Origin of the sequence: Acetomicrobium sp. S15 = DSM 107314 (assembly GCF_016125955.1) — a bacterium.
Lineage (GTDB): Bacteria > Synergistota > Synergistia > Synergistales > Thermosynergistaceae > Thermosynergistes > Thermosynergistes pyruvativorans.
Genome location: NZ_JADEVE010000403.1, coordinates 1 through 465 on the forward strand (window position 1 = coordinate 1; position 465 = coordinate 465).

A 465-nucleotide genomic window follows, 5' to 3' on the forward strand; every position below is an offset into this window, starting at 1 on the left:
GAAGCATAGACTTGAGCAACCCGACGGACAAAGACAGATTCAGCAAATCTTGAGCTGGTTTGACGGCGAGATTCTTCTCGTCAAAAAGACAGAAGAGGAAGAGGAGATAAGAGGATTGTAAGGAGGATAGGTTAAAGTTGAATAAACCCATTGTTCACCTCCATGTTCACTAGGAATATAGTTTGCTCTACGGCGCGATAAGTTTAGACGAACTGGCTCGCCAGGCATAGGGTAGAGGTTCGTAATATCCACATCGGGGGGCGAAGCCATCCCCCTGGAGGCATTGCCCGTGGATGTCGCTCCATCTTCGTTGGCGTGCCTGATATTATACAGAATTTAGCCTCAAACTTTAAACCTGGCTATTGGCGAATGATGATAGTAGCATGTATTGATGATTTTTTAAAATACTAAAGGCTATTTAAGTGTTTTAGACGCACATCCGTAACCTGCGCTGGATTAGCTGAC

General features: G+C 44.9%; 1 protein-coding gene. It reads right to left on the reverse strand.

Annotated features, from left to right (window positions below):
* Nucleotides 1-39 precede the first annotated feature (39 nt).
* Entirely contained in the window at nt 40-336 is a 297-nt protein-coding gene (locus tag EZM41_RS14405) for a metallopeptidase TldD-related protein (protein ID WP_342449324.1), read from the reverse strand.
* Nucleotides 337-465: the final 129 nt, after the last annotated feature.